Raw genomic sequence first — 16,200 nt, 5'->3', positions numbered from 1 at the left:
GCAACTGGCCCAGCCCCAGGCGCCACGGCAGCGGCGCGCCCGCCAGCAACCGGCGCAAGCTTTGCAGCAGCAACAGTAACAGGCCGCCGAGCAGCAGCGCGGCAATTACTCCGCCGCCGAGCAGGGCGAAGGTCAGCAGCAGGTCCAGGCTCAGCCGCCACATGATCAGCGCCAGCGCCGCCAATGCCGCGCCATAGACCATCCAGGTGCTTGACGGGATAGGCAACATGTCCCGGCGCAATACCCGTAGCGGAGGAACACGCCCCAGGGCGGCCAGTGGCGGCAGGGCAAACCCTGCCAGGGCTACCAGTCCGGTACCGATCCCGGCGAATGCCGGCAGCAGCCCGCCGGGCGGGACATCGTTCGGCAACAGATCATGCAGCAGGTAGAACAAGCCATGTTGGGCCAGCCAGCCGAGCAGGGCACCGCAGAGGCTGGCCAGCAGCCCGAGCACGGTCAACTGCACGCTGAACAACAGCATGGTTTCCCGGCGTGACAATCCCAGGCAGCGCAGCAGGGCGCTGGCGTCGAAGCGGCGGGTGGCGAAGCGCGTGGCCGATAGCGCGACCGCCACGCCTGCCAGCAACACCGCCACCAGGCTGGCCATGTTCAAGTAACGCTCGGCCTTGCCCAGGGCTCCGCCGATCTGCCGATTGCCGTCGCGGGCGTCCTGCAATCGCTGGTTGGCGGCCAGGCCGGGTTCGATCGACTTGCGATAGGATTCGAGCCCGGCTGCCGCACCGCGCCAGAGTTCACGGTAGCTGACCCGGCTGCCGGGTTGCACCACGCCGGTGGCTTCGAGGTCTGCCAGATTGATCAGTACCCTCGGGGTCAGGCTGTAGAAGTTGCCGGCGCGATCCGGTTCGTAGGTCAGCACCCGGGTCAGGCGCAGGGTTTTCACGCCGACATCGATGCTGTCACCGATCTTCAGGTTCAGCGCCGGCAACAGCCGGGCCTCGGCCCAGGCTTCACCGGGTTTCGGGCCGCCTCCGACTGTTTCCGGGGTATAGGGGGCATCGGCACTTTTGAGTTCGCCGCGTAACGGATAGGCATCGTCGGCGGCTTTGACACTGGAAAGCTGGATGCCGTTGTCCGTGGCGATGACGCTGGAGAACTCGACCACCCTGGCATGTTCCAGACCCAGCTCGATGCCGCGTTGAATCTGTTCCGGGCGCGCCGGCGAGCTGCTTTCGAGCAGCAGGTCGGCGCCGAGAAATTCGGTCGCGCGCAACAGCATGGCGCCGTTCAGGCGAGCGCCGAAATAGCCGATGGCGGTACTCGCCGCCACCGCGACCAGCAAGGCGAAAAACAGCACCCGCAGTTCGCCGGCGCGGGCATCGCGCAGCAATTGGCGAATGGCGAGGCTGAACAGGCGCAACAGCGGCAAGCGTGCCATCAAGGCTCCAGTGGGACGACCAGCAGGCCGGCTTCAAGGCGGATCTGGCGCCGGCAGCGATGCGCCAGGCGTTCGTCGTGAGTCACCAGCACCAGGGTCGTGCCGCTTTCCTTATTGAGTTCGAAGAGCAAGTCGCTGATGCGCTCGCCCGTATGACTGTCGAGGTTGCCGGTCGGCTCATCGGCGAACAGCACAGTGGGCTGCGCGGCAAACGCACGAGCAATCGCCACCCGCTGCTGTTCACCACCAGAGAGCTGGCGTGGCGAGTGACTCAGGCGTTGCCCCAGGCCAACCCGCTCAAGCAGCTCCCTGGCGCGTTCGCGGGCGTCCGAGCGGCCATCCAGTTCCAGCGGCAGCATGACGTTTTCCAGGGCATTGAGGCTGTCGAGCAGCTGAAATGACTGGAACACAAAACCGACATGCTCGGCCCTGACTCGCGCGCGCTGATCTTCATCGAGGGTGCTCAGGGCTCGACCGGCAAGCACCACTTCGCCGCTGCTGGGCAGATCGAGACCGGCCAGCAGGCCGAGCAGGGTGGATTTGCCGGAACCGGAGGCGCCGACGATGGCCAGGCTGTCGCCCTGGTTCAGTTCCAGGCTGAGTTCGTGCAGGATGGTCAGTTCACCTTCCGCGCTGGGAACCACTTTGCTAAGGTTGCGCGCTGTGAGAATGCTTGCGCCCATGGAGAGTCCGATGCGTGTGTGGTTTTTGAGTGCTGGCCTGGCCTTGATGTGCATGGCCCAGAACGCAGCGGCGGGTACTGTGCTGATCGTTGGCGATAGTATCAGCGCGGCTTTCGGCCTGGATACCCGCTTGGGCTGGGTATCCCTGCTCGAGCAGAGGCTCAGGAGCGAAGGTTTCACCGATAAAGTGGTCAATGCCTCGATCAGTGGCGACACCAGTGCCGGTGGCCAGGCGCGCCTGCCCGCGCTGCTTGCAGCGCATAAGCCGGACCTGGTGATCCTCGAGCTGGGTGGCAACGACGGCCTGCGTGGTCAGCTGCCAACGCAATTGCAACAAAATCTTGCGTCGATGATCGACAGCTCCCGGGCCAGCGGTGCCAAAGTGCTGCTGCTCGGCATGCAGTTGCCGCCTAATTATGGCGTGCGTTACACCCAGGCTTTTGCCGAGGTCTACCGCAACCTCGCCGAAGAGAAAAACATCCCGCTGGTACCGTTTTTTCTCGAAGGGGTGGGCGGCAATCCCGAGCTGATGCAGGCCGATGGCATTCACCCGGCGGCGGTGGCCCAGGGCAAGTTGCTGGAAAATGTCTGGCCGGCGCTGAAACCGCTGCTTTGACACTTTTCTACAGGCAAGCTTTCGGCTAAGGTGGCGCCCCGATTTGGAGCCCCCGATGCCGCGTCCTGCCTGGTCCCTGTTTGCCTACCAACTGATCGAGCCTGATGAGCAGCTGGATCTGTTCGCCTGCCAGGAAGTCCGGGTGCATCTGGTGACGCGTCAATTGGAGTTGGGAGGCTCGGCGGACCGTACGCTGTGCGGCACCTTGTTGCCGGCCCAGCCGCGCTGGTCGAGCGTCGACCGGACGGTTTTCCAGGACCAGCGCCTGTGTTCGCTGTGTCGGGCGATCCTCGAGTCGCAAAAGCGCGGCACTTCGCCGATCTGGCCGGAATTGCGTTTCGAGCTGTAACCAGGCGAACAGGAGCACCGCCCTGTAGAAGCTGCCGCAGGCCGGGATCTTTTGATCTTTGGGGCGTTTGAAAAGATTGCAGGCTACGCCAGACCCTGTCTCGGTGTGCACTGGACCTCGTCGCCTCGGCTCCCGAAGCGGTGGACAGCGGTGTACAATCCCTTTTTTTACCCGTTGATCATGCGAAGGATTTTCCGGATGTTGCCGCGTTTTCCTGCCGTCACCCGCTGCCTGTCTCTTGCCGCACTGTGTGTTGCCGGCCCCGTTGCAGCCCTGGAGCTGCCATTACCACCACCAGGCGAAGATATCGTCGGTCAGGTGCAAGTGGTCAAGGCCAAGTACGAAGATACCTTCGCCGACCTGGGTACGACCTATGATCTCGGCTATCTGGAAATGGTTGCGGCCAACCCGGGTATCGATCCATGGTTGCCGGGGGCGGGCACCGAGGTGGTGTTGCCGACGCGCTTCATCCTGCCGCCGGGCCCGCGTGAAGGCATCGTGATCAACCTGGCTGAATACCGCCTGTACTACTACCCCAAAGGCCGGGATGTGGTTTACACCTTTCCGCTCGGCATCGGCCGTGAAGGCTGGGGCTCGCCGATCGCCCACACCAGTATCGTCGCGAAAACCCCGAACCCGACCTGGACCCCTCCGGCCTCGATCAAGGCCGAGCACCTTGCCGATGGCGACCCGTTGCCAAACGTCGTACCGGCAGGCCCGGACAACCCGCTGGGGCCGTTCAAGTTCACCCTGGGCACTCCGGGTTACCTGATTCACGGTTCGAACAAGAAGTTCGGTATTGGCATGCGTACCAGCCATGGCTGCTTCCGCATGTTCAACAATAACGTGCTGGAAATGGCCAGTATGGTGCCAGTGGGCACCTCGGTGCGCATCATCAGCGATCCATACAAGTTCGGCCTCAGTGGCGGCAAGGTCTATCTGGAAGCCCATACGCCGCTGGATGACAATGGCAATCCGTCAGTCGTCGACAAGCACACTGCGGTGATCAATGCCTTGCTCAAGCGCGAAGACCTGGCCAATAACGTGCGCATGAACTGGGATGTGGTGCGTGACGTGGTAGCCGCTGAAGATGGCCTTCCGGTAGAGATTGCCATACCGGGCACCGGGTCCATGGTCTCCAGCGCGCCGATCGATCTGCAACAGTAACGGCTCGAAAACAGCCCGTCGCAGCTTCACAGCTACGGCGGGTTTTTTATTGTCGACAGAAATGCCGGGCAATAAAAAAGCCGATCCAAGAATGGATCGGCTTGATAACAATCCCGAAGGACTATTACTTGCGGCTAGCTTTTTCCAGCATGCGCAGAGCACGCTCGTTAGCTTCGTCAGCAGTCTGTTGTGCTTTTTGAGCAGCAGCCAGAGCTTCATCAGCTTTACGATAGGCTTCGTCTGCACGAGCCTGGGAGCGAGCTGCTGCGTCTTCAGTTGCGGTCAGACGTGCTTCGGTTTCTTTGGAGACGCTGCTGCAACCGGTAGCCAGAACTGCGGCCAGAGCCAGAGCAGAGAATTTCAGAACGTTGTTCATCGTGTTCCCCTTCAAGGACTTTCAATTAATAGCTATCTCTTCAGAGTGAGGAAACAGCCGGCGTACATACTACCCATTACTTGTAGTAAGTAAACTGAGTTAGCGCAAGAAGCTGTAAAAATTCTAATCCCTGATTCTTTTTCGAGCAACTTTTCATGAATCTGTATAGAAAGCATGCAGCTGCGAGGCCCGCGCTGGGCTAGTCGCTACATTGTCTAGCATAAGCTGGGGCTGTTGTCCGATGTTGTTTCAGATTGTTGGGGGAAGTCGGTCTATATTGATCGGTCTACACTTTTGTTCAGAATCTGCGGGGCGGTTCACGTATCTTTGTTTCTGTAGAGGTGACTTTAAGAAGGGGCGTTCGTCTCAAGAATCGACTCCGGCAATGCACCGGCTTCGACCAGGCAATCGCAGGTCGGGCCGCCTCTACGCGTACCGGGCTGTATCCGCGGGAGCTACGCGATGACGAGCGCGCCTTGAGCAATTTCAACAATGGTGCCTACTATTTGTAACGTGCTCGGCTGTGCGAGATCGGTAAGCTTTTCTCGGTGTCCAGACAGGCACGGGGTGGCGTAGATGTTCCTTCGCCGGAAAAACATCGGTAAGGTAGGGGTCAAAATTCAAGACCCGCGAGGAGTAGTGATGAGCGAGGCGTTGTCCATCCACCATGACCAGGCCAGTCATCAGTTCGAGACCAATGTGGACGGTCATCGTGCCTACCTGACTTATATGGACCTGGGTAAGCAGACCCTGGACATCTATCGGACGTTCGTGCCCAACGCCCTGCGTGGTCGCGGCATAGCGGCTGCGCTGACCGAACAGGCGCTCGAGTACGCAGAGCAAATGGGCTACACAGTGATTCCGTCGTGCTCTTATGTGGAGCGCTACATGGAGCGTCACCAGCGGCACGCCGCGAAGCTCTGATCTCCGGCACACCGGTAATCCCGGGCCTGCCTGGCAAAGCGGTTTACCTGAGCATTGCGCTATGCGATCCAGGGCTATTGATCTCTAAAGCGCCCCGGGCCTTGTTGGCTCGGGGCGTTTTTTATGAAAAAAAGCCTAGGGTCTGTTGACGTTTGGTGACGGCCGCGACGGCGGCCCACTTGGCAGGCCGGCAAATTTGGCCCTGCACCCATTACCCAGGATTCTGGACGTTTTCCCGCGTCACGGCGCTGTCGGATCGACCTCGACCATCCTGAAAACGACCTTGGCGTAGCTTTTTGCCATTATTCCGACGCCCGAGACTTGTGCTCAAGGGCAGCCCATTGCGAATCTGCATGAATAGCAAAATGGCCTTTCTGCCATTGGGTATCGGATGGGGACTGAGCGCAATGATTTCGGCCGTGCAAAGACGTTTTGCCAACCTCGGTATGGCGAAAAAGCTGGGTGTCGGGTTTGTTCTGGTGTTGCTGTTGACGGCCCTGGTGGCGGCCATTGGCGTTTGGTCCCTGCAGACCATCAGTCAGCGCTTCGAGGGTCTCAAGCAAATGTCGGCGCTTAATAGCAGCCTGCTTAAAGTGCGCTTGCTGGAGCAGGACTATGCCTTGCATGGCGATCCGGAAACCGTCGATGCCTTGCATGAAGGCGTTGATGGCCTGATCGGGCTGGCGACGCAGCTCAAGGCTCAGTCGACCACCAACGTGCCGGTGATGAACGATGTCGAACAAGCGCTTGCTGCCTATCGCAAAAGCTTCGATGAGTTCGTCGAACTGGCCCAGGCCAAAGACCTGGCGCTGGAAATGGCCAGCTGGTCGGTTTCCAGTGTCGCCAATAATCTCGATGTGCTCCAGGCCGGTCTGGCCGATGATGGCGCCTACACGCTGAAAGAATCCCAGGGCAAGGAGGGCGCAGAGTTTATCGAGCAGGCCAGTCAGGTCAGTCAGGTCTCCCGGCTGATGCTGCAGGCGATGAACGAAGCGCGGGTGCGCCTGGATCAGAGCCGCAAGGGCGAGGACGAGCGCGCGGGGCAAGGCAAGATCGAACAGGCCGAGCAAGCGTTGACCCAGGCCGAACAACTCAAGACGGCGGTCAAGGATGCGGGGTATCAGACCGTCCTCAACGAAGTGGCCGGGCATATCGCCAGTTTCAGCGAAAAGCTGGGCGAATACACCGGCTTGCTGGCGCAAGAGAAACAGGTCTATCTGCAACTGCATGAGCGCGCCGCACAAGTGGTCGAGCGGGTTGATCAGGCTTATGCGGCTGAAGACCGGTCGATGCAGGTCGAGCTCAAGAACAACTCGATGCTGATTGTCGGCTCGTCGGCATTGGCGCTGCTGGTCGGATTGATCGCCGCCTGGGTGATCACCCGATTGATCGTTGTGCCACTGCGTAGGGTCATTCATGTTGCGCAACAAATTGCGGCGGGGGATCTCAGCTCGACGGTCGAGGTTACCCGGCGTGACGAAATCGGCCAACTGATGCTGGCGATGCAGCAGATGGGGGCCGGGCTCGGCAGCATCGTCAGTGGCTTGCAGGCCGGTATCGAGCAGTTGGCGAGTTCGGCCCAGTCGCTGTCGGCGGTGACCGAACAGACCAATCTCGAAGTCAGCAGCCAGAAAGAAGAAACCGATCAGGTCGCCACTGCGATGAACCAGATGACGGCCACGGTGCATGACGTGGCACGCAATGCCGAAGAGGCGGCGCAGGCTGCACAGAGGGCCGACGACAAGGTTGAGAGTGGTCAGCAGGTGGTCCGCCAGAGTATGCAGCGTATAGAGCAGCTGGCAGACTCAGCCACCTCGGCCAGCACCAGCATCGAAAGCCTCAGTGCGCAAATACAAAACATTGGCACCGTGCTTGGGGTGATCAAGAGCGTGGCCGAACAAACCAACCTGTTGGCGCTCAACGCAGCCATCGAAGCGGCGCGTGCGGGTGAGCAGGGCAGGGGGTTTGCGGTAGTGGCTGATGAAGTCCGGGCGCTGGCCAAGCGTACTCAGCAATCGACCGAGGAAATCGAACGGCTGGTAAGCGCCTTGCGCTCGGCCGCGCAGGCTTCAGTCCAGCAAATCCAGAGCAGTGGCGAGTTGGTCAAGTTGGCGGTCAGCGATGCCTTGCAGACCGAAAGCGCGCTGGGCAGCATTGCCGCGGCAGTGTCGTTGATCCAGCAGATGAACCAGCAGATCGCGGCTGCCGCCGAACAGCAAAGCTCGGTTGCCGAAGAGATCAACCGCAGCGTGACCAGCATCCGCGCCAGTGCCGATCAGTCCTCCCTGGCGATGCAGGGCAACGCCGCATCCAGTATCGAGCTGGCGCAGTTGGGGGCAGAGCTGAAGGGGATGGTCGGGCATTTCCGGTTGTAGGGCGCTAGCTTTGGATTGGGGTAGGAGCAGTCATTTAAGACATTACGCGAACCGTAGCAGCTGCCGAAGGCTGCGTTCGGCTGCGCAGCAGTCGTAAAATCAGGCGCTGCGGTATTCCAGACAAGCCGTGCAAGCAGGATTTGCGACTGCTTCGCAGCCGAACGCAGGCTGCTACGACATCAGGGTTTGTCCGCGAAGACGTCCGGTCACGCTGTCGCCGCTCGCCGCACGAATGGCTCGCGCGGCGAGCGACACCGCTTAGTCGTATATCGCTTTTTTCTTCCAGTCAGCATCGGCCTCAACGGTTTTCAGGCCTTCAGTCAGCTCGTTGACTTCATCTTCCGCCGGCTGAATGTTGGTCAGCACCATCGAGTTGGCCCGCGCCAGGAGTTTCTCCAGGTACTTGAGTTGCTCGGAGTAAACCACCGGGTCCGGCTGTTTGCGCAGATACTGCACGCCACGTTCGAATGCCAGGCGTGCCTGGCCGGGCTGGTTCTGTTGCAGGGCGTGTTGTCCGAGGTTGTTGAAGAACTCGATATGCAGCAGAACCAGGATATGACGAATCTCTTTGACCCAGTGCTTGGCCTCATTGGTTGGCAGAAAACCATCCTGTGCCGCCCGAGTTACCTGGCCATGCAAGGCCTCCAGTAGAAAGCGTACATCCTTGGCCTTGGCTTCGGTCTGGATCGGTGCTGGAGGGTTGCTGACCGGGATCGACTCGCCCTGGGCGACCAGTGCGTTGAGTTCGGCTATCCGTACCTTTGTAGTGGAGTCGGACTTGTTCAGGTGCAGCAAGCGCTGGGAGACATTGAGTTCCAGTCGAGTCAGCAGCAGCTTGAGGGCTGGTGTCATCAACTGACCGGGGAAGGTCTCGGTGATTTCCCCGCAACGGCGCAGGCGATCATTGAGTTCGACCTTAGTGCGGGCCTTTTCCAGTTTGTTGTTTTCCACTACATGGTTCATGTAGCCAATGGCGATCAGTATTACGATCCCGGCTACTACTAGCAGGGTGATCATGAGTGGTGTCACCGTTAAGACCTCTTTATAGGGTTCGCGTGCGAGTCGAGTGTAGTGGCTATGTATATAGGCGCATAGGCTCGTACGACGAGTTGAGCCGAGCCTTTACGCAGGTTCGGGATTGCTTGCTGTATGGGGTACAGATTGCCATCATTCGTAGGCGTGGACTATAGCGCCTTGTCAGGTGACGGAATACAGGCGTCAGATCCTCGACGCATCAATGCCTGAAACGGTGCTCTAAAGGACAGCGAAGTCATTGATTTAAATAAATTTATATCTGGGGGTTGACGACCTGACAATCCATCCATAGAATGCGCGCCACTTACAGCGTAAAGCACAGAGCGAAACGCAGTAAGTAGTGAATGTTGTACGTGTGTCCCCTTCGTCTAGTGGCCTAGGACACCGCCCTTTCACGGCGGTAACAGGGGTTCGAGTCCCCTAGGGGACGCCATTGCGGGAATAGCTCAGTTGGTAGAGCACGACCTTGCCAAGGTCGGGGTCGCGAGTTCGAGTCTCGTTTCCCGCTCCAATTTTAAACAGCGTTGCTTTCGGGCAGGGCTGAGTGAAACCAGAACCAAGTCTTCGGATGCGGGGCTGGACACTGGAACACACACCATGTGTTCCGGTCAGCGTGTCCCCTTCGTCTAGTGGCCTAGGACACCGCCCTTTCACGGCGGTAACAGGGGTTCGAGTCCCCTAGGGGACGCCATTTGCGGGAATAGCTCAGTTGGTAGAGCACGACCTTGCCAAGGTCGGGGTCGCGAGTTCGAGTCTCGTTTCCCGCTCCATTTTTACAAAAACGCCGCTCATTGAGCGGCGTTTTTGTGTGTGCGTGATTTGTCACCCGCTGACGCGACACGATAAAAAAGGCTCGCCAGTCATACTGAGCGAGCCTTTTGCGTGGTGTGTCGAATCACATCGACAGAATCAAGCGCCCGGCGAACAGAATCAGGATCACGCCCATGGTCCGTTCGAACCAGTGGCCCATGCGCATGAACAGCAGTCGCACCCGGGCGCTGGAAAAGAACAGCGCGACGATGACGAACCACAGTGCATTCACAAAGCACATCCAGACCCCGTAAAGCGCCTGAATCTTCAGTGGAGTCGATGCGCTGATCACCGTGGTGAAAATCGCCAGGAAAAACAGTGTGGCCTTGGGGTTGGTGGCATTGGTCAGGAATCCGGTCATAAAGGCCTTGGGCAAGGTCTGGCGTTCCAGTTGCTCCGGCAGGGCAGTGCCGCCTTCAACCGCGGTTTTCGCTTTGCTGCGCAGCAGGCTGATACCGAGATAGAGGATGTAGGCGCCACCCACGACCTTGGCGACGCTCAGCAGCCAGGGCGTGCTGTGCATCAGCGCGCCAACCCCGAGCAAGGTGTAAAGCACATGCACCGAAATGCCTGCGCCGATGCCGATGGCCGTGCACAGGCCAACTACTCGACCGTAACGCACGCTCTGGCGGATGGTGACCGCAAAGTCCGGCCCGGGGGCGACCACCGCCAGAAAGTGAATCGTGGCTAATGCGAGAAATTCGCCCAGGTAGTTCGAAAGCATTTCAACTCCAGTAAGTAAGGGGCGAGGTATTGCCCCGATAGCCGACAAAAAAGGACAGGCTCAAGCGTGGGTCGGATACACCCGGGGTGACGGAGTGCATGCGCCGCGAATTGAACATGATGAAGTCGCCCGGTTCCGGGCGAATTTCCAGCGAAGGAGGGCCAAGCAGCGCGGGGTCGATGCCGTAGCTGTCGCCGCGCATTTCATCGAATCGATCCGCTGAAATGTCGTCCTTCCAGATTTGCAGAGCACCGCCTTCGGGCGGCATATTCAGGTAGACGTTGCAGGCCAGTTGCGCCTCCAGGCTGTGGGCCTGAAGGCTGTCGGGGGCATCCTTGGCGAAAATGTCGTGGTGGGCGAGGAAGCACACGCCAGGGTTCACCACCCGTGACAGGCCGACATACATCTTGCGTCCGTAAATGTTCTCCAGGTGCGCACCGACCGGCCAGCACTCATCGAGCATGCAGCGCAGGGTGTCGATCGGTGAGGCATAAGGTGCACAACGCGCACGCAGTTCTGCGATGTTTGACGCCGCGCAATGAAAGTAGTCTTCGATCAGCAACGGCTGATTTTGCGCCTCGTAAAACGCCATGCCGATGCGGCCAATGCTGGGGGCGTTGAGATAGCCCTCGAAACCGGGAGCGAGAATCTTGTCGCCGATCCGCAGCGCCTGGGGTTTTGGCAGAAAGCCTTTGAGACGAATGGCGAGTACTTCTTCGTGGACAAGTTTTTTTATGCACGTCTCATCGAGACGCTCGACGTCAAGCATCATGTTCAAGGTCCATCTATCAGATTGGTGATCGATCCCGCGCCCCGGGGGCTATCCCTGCTCCTGGCAATGAGTTGCGCGGCTCGTCCGAGGGTTCAGTCCACGCTGTAATGAACGGTTAGCGTTCCCTTCTTCTGCGAGAGGGAAGTGATCTTGACCGTGCCCAGTTCATACAGACGCCGTATATGGGTGCCGCCGCAGCCGTAAGCGGGCAACTCGCCGAAGCCGATTTCACGGGAGCCCTCGCGTAGGGAAATCAAGCGCGGCAAGTCATCGGCAATCCATTGATTCACGCCGTTCTGGATGGTCTCGAGGTCAAAGTTCCGCGGACTTTCTCCTGGTTTGAAGGACACCCGCCCCTCTCCGGGCCAGTGGTGAGCTTTGATCGGGGTCCAACCGAGGGTTTCGGCGAAGTGGCCGATCAGATGGCCAGCCGAATGCATTCGGCTGTTGAACTGGCGGCGCTGTTCATCCACTCGAATCTGGACCATTCCCACATTTACCGGGTGGCTGACGTAGTGGACGATCCGGTCCGGGTCCTGGGCGACTCGCAATACCTGGCTGTCGCCGATCCAGCCGGTATCACAGGGCTGCCCGCCCCCCTGAGGGTGAAAGAGTGTCGCGCGCAGGACCACTGCAAATTCATTCTCGTGGGGTGTGCAATCCAGGACTTCCACATTGGCTTTGAGGTCATCGCTATGGAAAAAAAGGCGCAGTGTCATATTTTCCATACTCTTATTGAATTTCTGTTTTTTATTATAGGGAGGGAGGAATTGCGTGATAATCCATTCAAACATCAATGGACTTTTGCGTTGTGAGCATAAATCTACCACTGCCCTTGTTGGGTGAAATGGCGATTTTCGTCAAGGTTGTCGAGACCGGCAGCTTCTCGGAAGCGGCCCGGCAAATGGGCTCGTCACCGTCTGCGGTGAGCCGCAGCATCTCGAGGCTGGAGAAGGCCCTGGCCACTCGACTGCTGCAACGCACCACCCGCAAGTTGCGCCTCAGCGATGGTGGCGAAGAGGTGTTCAAGCGCTGCCAGGAGATGGTCAGTGCGGCCAGGTCGGTGATGGAAATCAGCGGCCAGTACACCGATGAAGCCGAGGGCCTGGTGCGGGTGAGTGTGCCCAAGGCGGTGGGGCGGTTTGTGATTCATCCGCATATGCCGGAATTCTTGCGCCGATATCCCAAAGTCGATGTGGAACTGCTGCTCGAGGATCGTCAGGTCGACTTGATTGATGACAACGTCGATCTGGCGATCCGCATCACCGATCGACCTCCGGCAGGCCTGGTCGGACGTCAGTTGCTGACCATCGACCATTTGCTCTGCGCCACACCGCAGTACTTGGCGGAACACGGCACGCCGACTCATCCCCATGACTTGCTCAACCACAGCTGTATTTATCTGGGCGAAACGCCGAGCGATGCGCGCTGGAAATTCAAGAAGGGCACCAAGGCGGTGACCGTGGGCGTGCGCGGACGTTATGCGGCCAATCACACCGGTGTGCGGTTGGGGGCGGTGCTGGAGCATATCGGGATTGGCAGCTTGCCGTACTTCACTGCGCGCCATGCGCTGGAGCAGGGACTGATCGTGCAGGTGCTGCCGGACTGGAGTTTCCTCGCGTCGTATCACGGCGGAGCCTGGTTGTTGTATTCACCGACGCGCTATATGCCGCCGAAGCTGCGGGTGCTCATCGATTATCTGGTGGAGTGCCTGGGAAAGGAGCCGACCCTGGGCAAGCCTGGAAAGGTGGCTGGCAGCCGGGCGTACGAGCTGCCGGAGAGTGATGGGGTGCTTTAATAGCAAAATCAAAAGATCGCAGCCTGCGGCAGCTCCTACAGGGGGATGGGCGATAAAAAAGGCCCGCCGGTTTAACCGTGCGGGCCTTTTTGGTTACCGATCGTGGATCAGTGCTTGCTGCCCTGATTCGACATCGACAGCAGCTGCTTTTCCTGGTTCCAGTCGAAGGGTTCGTCGTTTTGTTCGGCTTCATAACGACGATCTTCAAGGGCCTGGTACAGGTCGATCTCGTCGTCGGGCATGAAGTGCAGGCAGTCGCCGGCGAAGTACCACAGCAGGTCGCGTGGCACGAGATGGGCAATCTGCGGATAACGGGCGATGACCTGGCAAAGAATGTCCTGGCCCAGGTATTGGCTTTCGATCGGATCGACCGGCAGCTGCAGCATCAGTTCATCGAAGCGTTCGAGGAACAGCTCGTGGCTTTCTTCCGGAACCTGTTCGGCTTCACCCAAGGCGACCAGGATGCTGCGCAGGTGTGCGAGCAGGGCGAGAGTGTGGTCGAGCATAACGGGAGTCCTCTAGAACTTAAGCAAAACGGGCGCCAGAGTATATAACTCCGGCGCCCGCTTTTCATAATTGAACAGCTGTACGGATTGACTTAGCGGACTTTGCCCTCGCTGAGGGTCAGTTGCTCCTGGGTAAAATCGTCGACGTCGATGACTTTGCGCCGCGCCGCTTCTGCCTCGCGCAAGGTCTGGGCTTCACCCGGTTGCAAGACGCCAGCCTCCAGCGCGGCATCGATGATGGGTTCCCCGGCGACGGGTTTGAGCTGGCCGCTTTTGAGGGCCAGCTGCAGTTTTTTCTGCAGCGGTTGCGCCGAGTTCAACAGATTGCAGGCGTGTTGCAGGGCGCCGACCGGGTCGTCGGCCGATTGCGGGCGATAGCAGCCACCGAGCAACTCTTCGAGGGTCGGATCGCCTTTGGCGCGACCGATCACCGCGGCCACTTCGGCCCCCAGTTTGTCCGACGGGCCTTTGTGCCGACGGCCGAACGGAAACACCACCACCCGCAGCAGGCAGCCGATCAGCTTGTTCGGGAAGTTGCTCAGCAGTTCGTCCAGCGCCCGTTCGGCTTGGCCAAGGCTTTCTTCCATGGCCCAGGCGAACAGCGGATACATATGCTCCGGCGAGTCGAGGTCGTGGTAACGCTTGAGTGCGGCAGAGGCCAGATACATATTGCTCAGCACATCGCCGAGGCGTGCGGACAGGCGTTCGCGACGTTTCAGTTCGCCGCCCAGCAGCATCATGCTGAGGTCGGCAAGCATGGCGAAGGCTGCGGCCTGCCGGTTGAGGGCACGGAAATAACCCTGGCTGAGCTTGTCCCCCGGTGCGTGTTCGAAGTGCCCCAGGCCCAGGTTCAGCACCAGGGTGCTGGCGGCGTTGCTCACGGCAAAACCGATGTGGTTGAGCAGCAGGCCATCGAACTCGATCAGCGCCTGTTGTTGGTCTTCGCGGTCGGCGAGGGCCATTTCCTGGAGTACGAACGGATGACAACGAATCGCCCCCTGGCCGAAGATCATCAGGTTGCGCGAGAGGATGTTCGCGCCCTCCACGGTGATGCAGATCGGCGCACTTTGCCAGCTACGCCCCAGATAGTTGTTCGGACCCATGATAATGGCCTTGCCGCCATGAATATCCATCGCATGGCTGATGCACTCGCGGCCGCGTTCGGTGAGGTGGTACTTGAGAATCGCCGAGAGCACCGAGGGTTTTTCGCCAAGGTCGACTGCGTTGGCGGTGAGCATCCGCGCACTGTCCATCAGCCACGCATTGCCGCCGATTCGCGCCAGTGCTTCCTGAATCCCTTCGAAGGCTGACAACGGCACGTTGAATTGCTCGCGCACCTGGGCATATTGGCCGCTCACCAGGCTGGTGAACTTGGCGGCGCCGGTGCCGACCGCTGGCAGTGAAATCGAGCGCCCGACCGACAGGCAGTTCATCAGCATCATCCAGCCTTGGCCGAGCATCTCCTGGCCGCCAATGAGGAACTCCAGCGGGACGAAGACATCCTTGCCGGAGTTCGGGCCGTTCATGAACGCGGCACCCAGCGGCAGGTGGCGACGACCGATCTCCACCCCGGGGAGCTCGGTCGGAATCAGCGCGAGGCTGATGCCCAGGTCTTCATTGTCGCCCAGCAAGTGATCCGGGTCATAAGCCTTGAAGGCCAGGCCGAGCAAGGTGGCAACCGGGCCGAGGGTGATATAGCGCTTTTCCCAGTTCAGACGCAGGCCGAGGGTTTCCTTGCCTTCCCATTCACCTTTGCAGATCACCCCGGTGTCCGGCATCGCCCCGGCGTCGGAACCGGCCAGCGGACCCGTCAGTGCAAAGCACGGAATGTCGTCGCCGCGGGCCAGCCGGGGCAGGTAATGGTTGCGTTGTTCGTCGGTGCCGTAATGCAGCAACAGTTCGGCCGGACCGAGGGAGTTGGGCACCATCACGGTCGAGGCCAGGTCGCCACTGCGGGTCGCCAGTTTCATCGCTACCTGGGAGTGGGCGTAGGCCGAGAAACCTTTGCCGCCAAACTCCCGGGGAATGATCAGGGCAAAAAAGCCGTGCTGTTTGATGTGCTCCCAGGCCTCCGGCGGCAGGTCCATCGATTGGCCGATCTGCCAGTCGCTGACCATGGCGCAGAGCTCTTCGGTCGGGCCATCGATGAATGCCTGTTCCTCTTCGCTCAGTTGCGCTTTCGGATAGGCCAGCAGCTTGTTCCAGTCCGGACGACCGCTGAACAGCTCGCCATCCCACCAGACCGTACCGGCATCGATCGCGTCACGCTCGGTTTGTGACATGGGTGGCAAGGTTTTCTGAAACCAGCTGAACAGCGGCGCCGTGAAGTATTTGCGACGCAGGTCCGGCAGCAACAGGGGCGCGGCCACTGCCGCGAGCAGCACCCAGAAAAGCAGCAACAGCCAGCCTGGTGCATGGCTGAAGGCGCCCATCGCCAGCAGGTAGACGGCAACCACGCCCAACCCGGGCAGAGGCGCGATGCGCCGATGTGCCAGATACGCAATGCCGACCACCAGAACCAGTATCCACAACAACAGCATATTTAATCCTCCGTGAAACCAGGGGCAAAACCACCCTCAGAGCTTAGACGGCATCCGCAAAAAGGGAGGTAAGAGCGATGTGTTTGAATTTGTAGGAAACATTGGCTGAAATTTGACGGTTATCGCGAT

15 protein-coding genes, 4 tRNA genes and 1 pseudogene are annotated in these 16,200 nt (G+C 59.7%); 11 read left to right on the top strand and 9 right to left on the bottom strand.

Annotated features, from left to right (window positions below):
• The coding region (locus F8N21_RS20655) for an ABC transporter permease (protein WP_412071657.1) at nt 1-1,396 on the bottom strand (1,396 nt) is incomplete at its 3' end.
• Nucleotides 1,396-2,079, bottom strand: coding sequence for an ABC transporter ATP-binding protein (locus tag F8N21_RS20650; RefSeq protein ID WP_150643864.1), 684 nt, complete (start codon nt 2,077-2,079; stop codon nt 1,396-1,398). The genes F8N21_RS20655 and F8N21_RS20650, both read right to left, overlap by 1 nt.
• Nucleotides 2,080-2,089: 10 nt before the next feature.
• On the opposite strand from F8N21_RS20650, the gene F8N21_RS20645 reads away from it, so the two are divergent.
• The 3 genes from F8N21_RS20645 (at nt 2,090) to F8N21_RS20635 (ending at nt 4,211) form a co-directional block, all read left to right on the top strand.
• On the top strand, nt 2,090-2,695 hold the full coding sequence (locus tag F8N21_RS20645; protein WP_150643863.1) for an arylesterase: 606 nt from the start codon (nt 2,090-2,092) through the stop codon (nt 2,693-2,695).
• Between the two features lie 55 nt (nt 2,696-2,750).
• Nucleotides 2,751-3,044: a hypothetical protein gene (locus F8N21_RS20640; RefSeq protein WP_019692935.1), complete on the top strand. Its 294-nt coding sequence runs from the start codon at nt 2,751-2,753 to the stop codon at nt 3,042-3,044.
• A gap of 198 nt (nt 3,045-3,242) precedes the next feature.
• The gene (locus F8N21_RS20635; protein WP_150643862.1) at nt 3,243-4,211 is read left to right on the top strand and encodes a L,D-transpeptidase family protein; all 969 of its coding nucleotides are present in this window, start codon (nt 3,243-3,245) and stop codon (nt 4,209-4,211) included.
• Nucleotides 4,212-4,335: 124 nt separating this feature from the next.
• On the opposite strand, the gene oprI is transcribed toward F8N21_RS20635, so the two are convergent.
• The gene (gene oprI / locus F8N21_RS20630; RefSeq protein WP_003172710.1) at nt 4,336-4,587 is read right to left on the bottom strand and encodes an outer membrane lipoprotei OprI; all 252 of its coding nucleotides are present in this window, start codon (nt 4,585-4,587) and stop codon (nt 4,336-4,338) included.
• Between the two features lie 642 nt (nt 4,588-5,229).
• Between oprI and F8N21_RS20625 the strand changes: the two genes are divergently transcribed.
• From F8N21_RS20625 to F8N21_RS31510, 3 genes and pseudogenes are all read left to right on the top strand, one after another.
• Nucleotides 5,230-5,511 carry a GNAT family N-acetyltransferase gene (locus F8N21_RS20625; RefSeq protein WP_150643861.1) on the top strand — a complete coding sequence of 94 codons (282 nt, stop codon included), beginning with the start codon at nt 5,230-5,232 and terminating at the stop codon, nt 5,509-5,511.
• A 353-nt stretch (nt 5,512-5,864) separates the two neighbouring features.
• Nucleotides 5,865-7,019, top strand: a pseudogene (locus F8N21_RS31515) (HAMP domain-containing protein); the annotation flags it as partial.
• Nucleotides 7,005-7,886, top strand: coding sequence for a methyl-accepting chemotaxis protein (locus F8N21_RS31510; protein ID WP_412071658.1), 882 nt, complete (start codon nt 7,005-7,007; stop codon nt 7,884-7,886). The pseudogene F8N21_RS31515 and the gene F8N21_RS31510, both read left to right, overlap by 15 nt.
• Before the next feature lie 258 nt (nt 7,887-8,144).
• On the opposite strand, the gene F8N21_RS20615 is transcribed toward F8N21_RS31510, so the two are convergent.
• Entirely contained in the window at nt 8,145-8,915 is a 771-nt protein-coding gene (locus F8N21_RS20615; protein ID WP_150643860.1) for a hypothetical protein, read from the bottom strand.
• A 363-nt stretch (nt 8,916-9,278) separates the two neighbouring features.
• On the opposite strand from F8N21_RS20615, the gene F8N21_RS20610 reads away from it, so the two are divergent.
• From F8N21_RS20610 to F8N21_RS20595, 4 genes are all read left to right on the top strand, one after another.
• Nucleotides 9,279-9,354 (top strand) — tRNA-Glu (locus F8N21_RS20610).
• A 2-nt stretch (nt 9,355-9,356) separates the two neighbouring features.
• Nucleotides 9,357-9,432, top strand: a tRNA-Gly gene (locus F8N21_RS20605).
• Between the two features lie 104 nt (nt 9,433-9,536).
• A tRNA-Glu gene (locus tag F8N21_RS20600) sits at nt 9,537-9,612 on the top strand.
• Nucleotides 9,613-9,615: 3 nt separating this feature from the next.
• A tRNA-Gly gene (locus F8N21_RS20595) sits at nt 9,616-9,691 on the top strand.
• A gap of 125 nt (nt 9,692-9,816) precedes the next feature.
• On the opposite strand, the gene F8N21_RS20590 is transcribed toward F8N21_RS20595, so the two are convergent.
• The 3 genes from F8N21_RS20590 to F8N21_RS20580 form a co-directional block, all read right to left on the bottom strand.
• Entirely contained in the window at nt 9,817-10,455 is a 639-nt protein-coding gene (locus tag F8N21_RS20590; RefSeq protein WP_150643859.1) for a LysE family translocator, read from the bottom strand.
• Nucleotide 10,456: 1 nt separating this feature from the next.
• Entirely contained in the window at nt 10,457-11,227 is a 771-nt protein-coding gene (locus tag F8N21_RS20585) for a 2OG-Fe(II) oxygenase (protein ID WP_150643858.1), read from the bottom strand.
• 92 nt (nt 11,228-11,319) lie between these two features.
• The gene (locus F8N21_RS20580; RefSeq protein ID WP_150643857.1) at nt 11,320-11,946 is read right to left on the bottom strand and encodes an alanyl-tRNA editing protein; all 627 of its coding nucleotides are present in this window, start codon (nt 11,944-11,946) and stop codon (nt 11,320-11,322) included.
• Between the two features lie 92 nt (nt 11,947-12,038).
• Between F8N21_RS20580 and F8N21_RS20575 the strand changes: the two genes are divergently transcribed.
• Nucleotides 12,039-13,025, top strand: coding sequence for a LysR family transcriptional regulator (locus F8N21_RS20575; protein ID WP_150643856.1), 987 nt, complete (start codon nt 12,039-12,041; stop codon nt 13,023-13,025).
• 107 nt (nt 13,026-13,132) lie between these two features.
• On the opposite strand, the gene F8N21_RS20570 is transcribed toward F8N21_RS20575, so the two are convergent.
• Both F8N21_RS20570 and F8N21_RS20565 read right to left on the bottom strand, forming a co-directional pair.
• Nucleotides 13,133-13,531 carry a PA2817 family protein gene (locus F8N21_RS20570; RefSeq protein WP_150643855.1) on the bottom strand — a complete coding sequence of 133 codons (399 nt, stop codon included), beginning with the start codon at nt 13,529-13,531 and terminating at the stop codon, nt 13,133-13,135.
• Between the two features lie 92 nt (nt 13,532-13,623).
• On the bottom strand, nt 13,624-16,071 hold the full coding sequence (locus F8N21_RS20565; protein WP_150643854.1) for an acyl-CoA dehydrogenase: 2,448 nt from the start codon (nt 16,069-16,071) through the stop codon (nt 13,624-13,626).
• Nucleotides 16,072-16,200 lie beyond the last annotated feature (129 nt).

This window comes from Pseudomonas fluorescens (assembly GCF_902497895.1).
In the GTDB taxonomy this organism is placed as follows: Bacteria; Pseudomonadota; Gammaproteobacteria; order Pseudomonadales; family Pseudomonadaceae; genus Aquipseudomonas; species Aquipseudomonas fluorescens_BP.
Note: the sequence above shows the minus strand (reverse complement) of the source record. Positions and strands in the feature narration are given on the sequence as shown.

Bases quoted from the DNA above. Each gene is read 5' to 3' on its own strand.
- F8N21_RS20625 (WP_150643861.1), top strand. From the start codon at position 5,230: ATGAGCGAGGCGTTGTCCATCCACCATGACCAGGCCAGTCATCAGTTC.
- F8N21_RS20640 (WP_019692935.1), top strand. From the start codon at position 2,751: ATGCCGCGTCCTGCCTGGTCCCTGTTTGCCTACCAACTGATCGAGCCT.
- F8N21_RS20585 (WP_150643858.1), bottom strand. From the start codon at position 11,227: ATGATGCTTGACGTCGAGCGTCTCGATGAGACGTGCATAAAAAAACTT.
- F8N21_RS20645 (WP_150643863.1), top strand. From the start codon at position 2,090: ATGCGTGTGTGGTTTTTGAGTGCTGGCCTGGCCTTGATGTGCATGGCC.
- F8N21_RS20580 (WP_150643857.1), bottom strand. From the start codon at position 11,946: ATGACACTGCGCCTTTTTTTCCATAGCGATGACCTCAAAGCCAATGTG.
- F8N21_RS31510 (WP_412071658.1), top strand. From the start codon at position 7,005: ATGCTGGCGATGCAGCAGATGGGGGCCGGGCTCGGCAGCATCGTCAGT.
- F8N21_RS20650 (WP_150643864.1), bottom strand. From the start codon at position 2,079: ATGGGCGCAAGCATTCTCACAGCGCGCAACCTTAGCAAAGTGGTTCCC.
- F8N21_RS20570 (WP_150643855.1), bottom strand. From the start codon at position 13,531: ATGCTCGACCACACTCTCGCCCTGCTCGCACACCTGCGCAGCATCCTG.
- F8N21_RS20565 (WP_150643854.1), bottom strand. From the start codon at position 16,071: ATGCTGTTGTTGTGGATACTGGTTCTGGTGGTCGGCATTGCGTATCTG.
- F8N21_RS20635 (WP_150643862.1), top strand. From the start codon at position 3,243: ATGTTGCCGCGTTTTCCTGCCGTCACCCGCTGCCTGTCTCTTGCCGCA.
- F8N21_RS20590 (WP_150643859.1), bottom strand. From the start codon at position 10,455: ATGCTTTCGAACTACCTGGGCGAATTTCTCGCATTAGCCACGATTCAC.
- oprI (WP_003172710.1), bottom strand. From the start codon at position 4,587: ATGAACAACGTTCTGAAATTCTCTGCTCTGGCTCTGGCCGCAGTTCTG.